At 27.9% G+C, this 7,200-nt stretch carries 6 protein-coding genes; all 6 read right to left on the reverse strand.

Features of this window, described 5'->3' with window-relative positions; all coding sequences use genetic code 11:
- Positions 1 to 39: 39 nt before the first annotated feature.
- Entirely contained in the window at positions 40 to 1,554 is a 1,515-nt protein-coding gene (locus QK892_RS12080) for a bifunctional metallophosphatase/5'-nucleotidase (RefSeq protein WP_317273796.1), read from the reverse strand.
- Positions 1,555 to 1,692: 138 nt separating this feature from the next.
- The gene (locus QK892_RS12085) at positions 1,693 to 2,955 is read right to left on the reverse strand and encodes an ABC transporter substrate-binding protein (RefSeq protein ID WP_317273797.1); all 1,263 of its coding nucleotides are present in this window, start codon (positions 2,953 to 2,955) and stop codon (positions 1,693 to 1,695) included.
- A 17-nt stretch (positions 2,956 to 2,972) separates the two neighbouring features.
- Positions 2,973 to 4,265: an MBL fold metallo-hydrolase gene (locus QK892_RS12090; RefSeq protein WP_317273798.1), complete on the reverse strand. Its 1,293-nt coding sequence runs from the start codon at positions 4,263 to 4,265 to the stop codon at positions 2,973 to 2,975.
- Positions 4,249 to 5,067, reverse strand: coding sequence for a carbohydrate ABC transporter permease (locus tag QK892_RS12095; RefSeq protein ID WP_317273799.1), 819 nt, complete (start codon positions 5,065 to 5,067; stop codon positions 4,249 to 4,251). The genes QK892_RS12090 and QK892_RS12095 overlap by 17 nt, the downstream gene beginning before the upstream one ends.
- Before the next feature lie 8 nt (positions 5,068 to 5,075).
- A complete protein-coding gene (locus QK892_RS12100) occupies positions 5,076 to 5,957 on the reverse strand; it encodes a carbohydrate ABC transporter permease (protein ID WP_317273800.1) in 882 nt (293 codons plus the stop codon).
- On the reverse strand, positions 5,957 to 7,027 hold the full coding sequence (locus tag QK892_RS12105; RefSeq protein WP_317273801.1) for an ABC transporter ATP-binding protein: 1,071 nt from the start codon (positions 7,025 to 7,027) through the stop codon (positions 5,957 to 5,959). The genes QK892_RS12100 and QK892_RS12105 overlap by 1 nt, the downstream gene beginning before the upstream one ends.
- Positions 7,028 to 7,200: the final 173 nt, after the last annotated feature.

Genomic DNA, 7,200 nt, shown 5'->3' on the forward strand with positions numbered 1-7,200 from the left:
AGTACTATAAAAAAAGAGCTGTTAAAACAGCTCTAACTTTTAATATTTAAATATATAATTGCTTTCAGATGGTATATCTACTTCGTGATTTCTTTGGAAATAGTCTATAATAAGCTCACTCATATCCATATTTATTTCCTTCACTACTTCTGCATTTTCATAAGCAGGATAAATAGATGTATTGCTTGCTCTATAGTTATTTAATACAATTGTATAATCTTTATTTAAATCTATATCTTCTCCATTTTTTTTCATAGAGACAACTCTATTACCAAACTCTTTAGTTAAGTCTATTTCATAAGTTAACCCCGCATAAGTATCATAATTATAATTTTGAACCTTTGGTACTAAGAACTCTTCATTAATTTTAACTTTATCATTTTCTACCACAAAATAAGTAGCACTCTTTTCAATAGCTTCTTTAAGTTTGCTTCCCTTTATGTTAAGCACTTTTAAAGTATTAGGATATGGATAATTTATTAATACATCTCTTATTGAAACGCTCTTCTTAAATCCAATAGCACTATCGAATAATGATAAGGCTGAAAAGTCTGCATTGGAAACCTCTAATTGAACTTCATGTAGAAAATTTATAAACGGATGTCCTTTAAGTCTTGCCTTAAATATGTCATCTAAAATAATATCATTCTTAAAATGGCCTATTTCTTTATCTAAATATTCTTGTAATTCCTTATTTACATTTGTAAATCTCTTTTCTAAATTTACATTTATCTCATCATTTAACTTTGATACATCTATTAATTCATAACTTGCTTCCTTAGTTTCTGTATCAATTACTATTTTAGTAAAGTTTTGACCATTATGCATAGGTTGAGAACATATTACTCCATTAATTTTTGTTATAAAGGATCTATGTTGATGTCCACTTAAAACTATATCTATAGAATCATAAGTTTCTAATAATTCACTTGCTTGGTTTTCTTTTGTCAACGCTTCTGTTGGAGTATTTTTTCCATCTAAGCTTTTTTCAAAACCACCATGGTAACATACTATTATCAGATCAGATTTTTCTTTTAATTCTTTTTCATATTCTCCATAAATCTTAACTGGATCTAAAAACTTTATATTTTTTATATTTTTTTCTTGTTCCCAATTTGGAATAAATGATGTTGTAAATCCTATGCAACCAACCTTAAAGCCATTAATATCAAATATTCTATAAGGCTTGCTATCAAAGGCTAATCCCTTAATATTTGCATTAATAATTTTATCAGATACTAAACTATATGCAGCATTTAAATAATCTAATCCATAGTTAAATTCATGATTACCTAATATATAAGCATCATATCCTATATCTTCTAATAGTCCTATTATAGGATTATCATTTAATTGTTGTTTAGATAAATAATGTGTTAATGCAGATCCTTGAACTAAATCTCCACAATCTATCTTTAAAGAAGCCTCATAATTCTTTTCATCTTCTAAAATATAGCTTCCTATTTTTAATATTCCAAGTGATTGTTCTGTTACATAATTAGTTGGATATACATATCCATGTAAGTCACTAGTTTGATATATTACTAATTTCATAGTTCCTCCTTTGTGCTTCGCACAATGCATAATTTATAATGCATAATTTATAATGCATAATTTATAATGCATAATGCATAATTAAAGAAAAAACTCCTTACGGAGTTTTAATTGAGAGCTGCCATAGGCAGCTCTGTTCTATTCCCAAATTGAATTTAAAGTTGATTTAAAATCTTCTAATTTTGCATTTAAATCTACATTGTTAGGATCTGCTAATACTGATTCTAATACTGTATTAGCTTCACGGTATGCAGCATCTGCACCATATATTACTGGATTAGTATATAAGTTAGCAGTTGCATCTTCTAATATTGGAGCTATTAAGCTTCCAGAATTCTTGTATTCTTCTGATTGAAGAGCACTTTCTCTTACAGGGATATATCCTGTTTCTATAGCCCATGTTATTTGGTTTTCAGTTGTAGTTAAGAACTTTAAGTATTCATATGCAGCAGTTTTTTGTTCTGGTGTAGCAGTAGAGAATACATATAAATCTGTTCCTTGTTGTAATGATACATTTGTTGGATATGGAGCAACTCCTATTTCAAACTTACCATCAACACCTAGTTTAACAAAGTTTTCACCAGCATTTGAACCAACATACATTCCTAAAGTTTCATTTCCAAATGGTCCAGATAAATATTTATCTGTTCCTGCAATTCTAAAGTAACCTTCTTTAACACCTTTTAGATAATATTCAATAGCTGCTTTTGATTCTTCACTAGTAACATCTACATTATTATCATAAGTAATTCCTTCTGTTTTTAAGAAAGTTGTATAATAAGTGTGTAAAGCGTCAAATCCTGCTCCTGGAATGCCCTTAGCTTCATAAATTTTCTTAGAAACTTCAGCAAGTTCTTCATAGTTTGTTGGTACGCTTAATCCTAATTCATCAAATAAAGTCTTGTTATACCATAAAACTTCTGTTGATTTATTAAATGGAAGAGCATATATTTTTCCATCTATAGTATTGGCTTCTCTAAGACCTGGTAATATATCTTCATAATTATCAAATCCTATTGTTTCATTTTCTATATATGGAGTTAAGTCTGTAACTAAACCTTCTTCTCTCGGATTGAACATCCAATCTGGATATGCTTGAGTTATTGTTGGTAAGTTATTTGGACTTGCAACAGTTGCAGTCACTTTTTGTTGTAAATCTGGATAACTTGATTGGTTTTGTAAAGTAACAGTTATATTCGGATTTTGTTCCATAAATTTTTCTGTTAAATTTGTTAGAGATTTTTCTAAATCTCCACTCATAGCATGCCAGAAAGTAATTTCTACTGGTGCTGTAATTTCTGTTACGATTTCTTCATTAGATGTTGTAGCTCCATTATTTGATGAGCAACCTGTTAATAAACCTAATGAAAGTACTAGTGCTAGTATTTTCTTCATCTTCATAGTTTTTCATCCTCCAATTATATGGTTTGTTTTTTTTCTGGTAAAAGTACATCCCCATTTTCATTATACAGTTTTTCAGGACGATAAGAGTGTATTGGTACTAGTAACTTAGGTTTAATTAAGTTAATTATCTTAATTAAATCATAAGGATGTGCATGACCACTACATGAAACTCTTTCGAATTTAATATTTCTATCCTCAAAGCTCTTTATAAATGGTGCATACTTAGGATCAAAATCTCCTAATGGCACTGCATTTGAGTGAATATAAATTCCACCTTCCTGTAATTTATCTATATATTCAATGGCAAGTGTATCTAATTGCCAGAAAAAATCACCTTCATCATTTAATAGTCTTTCAAAGTCTATTTCTAAATCTTTATTTAATCCATACTCTTTATTATCTAATGAATAATAATAAGATTCATAACCTGTTGCTTCTTTAAGAACATAAGAATAGTATGCAGATAAAACAACTTTTCTTGGATTCGTCTTAATTATATTTAAAATTCTTTCTATATTTGAAATATAGTAGTTAAATGTTATTTGTTTATTAGGATTATATTTAACTATTTCATTTATTTTTTCTATTAACTCTGGTTCATTTGATATTTCATCTTCTCTTACTTCATCAAAGTCTTGGAAAGAAACACTAACTCCTTCTATTAATAGAACATCACAATTTTCACTTTCCCTGCAGAAATTAAGAGTAGCATCTTTTCTATATCCATGAAGTCTTATATCTCCAGTATATGAAATAACTAAATCAGGAGTTTCAATTAATAAACCACAAGCACCATAAGCATCATGGTCAACTGGCATTACTTTAACTTTTATCTTACCAATTTCAATAACTTCATTTTCCTTTACTCCAGTTATGTCTCTAGTATTCTTTCCTTTATTTTCATATAGCGGGAATAAGAAATCATTATTTATATTTAAAGTATTTAATAATGATTTTGTTCCTTCTAACGTATATAAAGGTATTTCTGGATTTAAGTAGTTCACAATCTTAGAATGATCTAAATGCATATGTGATAAGAATACAGCAGTATTCTTAAATTTATTTTCTTTAGATTCATATCCCTTTAATGGAATACTTGGATCAAACATATTATCTAAATATGGTACTAGATTTTCATCTAATAATTCTTGTAAATTTTCCGGCTGAACTGGAGCCTTTGGATTATATTCACTACCAAAATCAAAGAATATATGACTATCCTCATACACTACTTCAATTATTGTTCCTCCAATAGTTAATATACCATTGTGAAAAGTGATTTTTGTCTTTTTATCCTTTAACGCCACTCTTAACAACTCCTCTGATTATTTGTTTTCTAAATATTAAATATAAAATTAGTATTGGTACTATAGCTATAGTCGATGCTGCCATTTGAAGATGTACATTTGTACCACTTTCTGTTGCAAAGGAGCTTAATCCATTACTTAATAATCTCATTTCCTTACTATTAGTTACTAATATTGGCCATAAGAATGAATTCCATCCTGTAATAAAACTTAATATTCCCATAGTAAACAATGCTGGCTTAGCTAGAGGTATTAATATTTTTCTAATGAATTCTAAATCTGAACATCCATCTACTTTCGCTGCCTTATAATATGAAATAGGAACGCTTGTTAAATACTCTTTCAAGTAGAATATATAAAATATACTTGCAAGAGATGGTAATATTAATGCCGTATATGTATCTAGTAAACCAAGCTGTGCAATAGTTTGGAAGTTTGTAAATATAGTTACTTCATAAGGTACCATTAATAAGGCTGCCATACCTAATACTAATGCATTTTTATACTTAAACTCTAATTTAACTAAAGCAAATCCTGCTAAAATAGAAGTAATAACTGTTCCTATGGTAGTTACACCAGCAACAAAAATTGTATTAAAGAAATATCTTACAAATGGAGCCTGCTCCATTGCAATCTTAAAGTTATTCCATTGAAATTTTTCAGGAATTAATGTTGGTGGTATACTAGTTGCCTCTTGATAAGTCATTAAACTTGCTAAAATCATATATACAAAAGGAAATAATGTAATTATTGCCATAATAACTATAAATGTTTTTGATAAAACCGAATTAAATTTCTTCATATTTTCACCTACTTAGATATTCTTTTTAATATACGATTTTGTATTAATGTGAAAATTAAAATTAAAGCAAATAAGATAACAGCAGCTGCCATACCTTGGCCATATCTATTTTCTACATAGAATTTATTAAATATGTAGAATACCCCTGTTGTTGCACTATCTGCAATCCCTGCTTTCCCATTAAAAATTGAGAATACTTGTGCATAAACCTTAAATGCATTTATGAAATTGACCATTAATAAAAATGTTATTATTGGTACCATTTGAGGTAAAGTTATTCTTAAAAATTGCTCCATCTTTGTTGCACCAAACATATCAGCAACCTTATAATAGCTTTTATCAACATTTCTAAGACCTGAAAGTAATATTATTATATTAAATGCAAGTCCTGACCAAATACCGAATATAATAAGTGTTATCATACTCATATTGGGATCATCAAGGAAATTAAATGGTCCTACATTAAAAAATCCTAAAATATAATTAACAAATCCATATTCACCATTTAATAAAAATCTAAACACAACCCCTACTGCAATTACACTTGTTAAATATGGTATAAAGAAGATTGTTTCAAATATATCTTTATACTTAATTTTTTCATATATTGTAATAGCTATAAACATAGAGATAATTAATCCTACTGGAACTACTACAAATGCAAAAAGTGCTGTATTTCCTATTGCAGTATGGAATTTAGGATCTTTAAGTACTATTTCAAAATTTTTAAATCCATTAAATGTTAAGTTGTTTAAAGTTCCCTTTTGAAAAGACATAATAAAAGTCTTTATTAAAGGTAATACGTTAAATATTCCTACTATTATTAAAGCAGGAAGTAAAAATAACCATGCTTGTGGCGAATTCTCTGCTCTATATTTAAACTTCTTCATTAGTACACTCTAACTCCATTCTCTTGGAATACATAAATTCCATTATAATTAATATTAAAGCCTATTTTATCTCCTTCTAATACTTTCTTACTAATATCTGTAATAGACTTTGCATTAATATCATTAATATTAAAGTTAATTATGCAATCTTTACCAATTAATTCTACAGATTCAACCTTAACTTCAAATAATGGATTGTCACTTAATTCAAAATACTCTGGTCTAATTCCAACAATGTAATTTTCTTCTGTTAATTCACCTTTGAATCTTTCTTTATTTAAAAGTCCTAAATCAATAGAAAAATCCTTAGATACCAATTTATTTCCATCTTTTTTCATATCAATTAAATTTATTATTGGATTTCCCATGAACTTAGCTACAAAAAGATTTGCTGGTTCTAAATATAGATTTTGAGGTATATCAAATTGTTGAACTACACCTTCATTCATTAAAACGATTCTATCACTTATAGATAGCGCTTCTTCTTGGTCGTGAGTAACGAAAATAGTAGTTATTCCAATTTCTTTAACTAATCTTCTGATTTCTTCTCTAATCTTTAATCTTAATCTCGCATCTAAGTTACTTAAAGGTTCGTCAAGTAATAAAATTCTTGGATTTTGAACTAATGCTCTTGTTATAGCAACTCTTTGTTGTTGTCCTCCAGACATTTCTCCGGGCTTCTTATTTGCTAATTCTTCAATACTAGTAACTGCCATATATTTCTTCGCTATTTCCATAGCTTCACTTTTTGGCTTTTTATTTTTTCCAACAGTAAGTGGGAACATTACATTTTCTAAAACTGTCATATGTGGATATAAAGCATAATTTTGAAAAACTAATCCAATACCTCTATCCTTAGGGTGCTTATCTATAACTGATTCATTAGCAAATTTTATATCTCCACCACTTGGATCTAAAAGACCAGCTAATAAATTCAGAATTGTTGTTTTACCACATCCACTAGGCCCTAAAAGGCAAACTAATTCTCCTTCATTAATTTCAAGATTAATGCTCTTTAGAGCTTCATAACCATTACTATAAACCTTTTTAAGTTTTTCAATTCGTATCATATGCCACCTCTAATATAAATTTTAATCTGCTACTTTATTACTACATATATAATATACTAAATATATTATTTTATGACAATATATTATCTTTTTTTACTTTTATTTTTTATCAAATTTAACATTCTGTTAACTTATTTTTAATTAAATTAAAAATATTAACTAAATTTTCTTAA

This window comes from Clostridium lamae (assembly GCF_033043255.1).
In the GTDB taxonomy this organism is placed as follows: domain Bacteria; phylum Bacillota; class Clostridia; order Clostridiales; family Clostridiaceae; genus Clostridium; species Clostridium lamae.